We start from the raw sequence: 542 nt of genomic DNA on the forward strand, positions 1-542 counted from the left end.
ACACCCCGAGCACCACCCCGGCGGTCACCACGATCACCGATTCGATCGACAACACCGGGCTGTCCCTGGCAGCRACCGGTTCGGTCACCGAAGGCGGCCAGATCACCTACACCGCGACCCTGACCAATCCGGCCGGCACGCCGATGACCGTGACGCTCAGCAATGGCGCGGTGATCAACATCGAGGCCGGCAAAACCAGCGGCTCGGTGGTGGTCGACACCCCGGCCAACGACGTCTACAAAAACGGCAGCACCGTCAGCACTACCATCGAAAGCACCACCGGCGGCAACTTCGAACAGTTGACCCCGAGCACGACGCCGGCGGTCACCACGATCACCGATTCGATCGACAACACCGGCCTGACGCTCACCGCCGACAACACCATTACCGAAGGCGGCCAGATCACCTACACCGCGACGCTGAGCAAYCCGGCCGGCACCGCGATGAGCGTGACCCTGTCCAACGGCGCCGTCATCAACATCGAAGCCGGCAAGACCTGCGGCTCGGTGGTGGTCGATACCCCGGCCAACGACGTCTACAAA

Annotated in this window: 1 protein-coding gene; it reads left to right on the forward strand. The window is 64.4% G+C overall.

The genetic code is table 11. The annotated features are described in order from the left end of the window. The coding region (locus AC1DH9_RS30690) for an immunoglobulin-like domain-containing protein (protein ID WP_477809522.1) at positions 1–542 on the forward strand (542 nt) is incomplete at both ends.

Source organism: Pseudomonas sp. 05T35 (assembly GCF_056396605.1).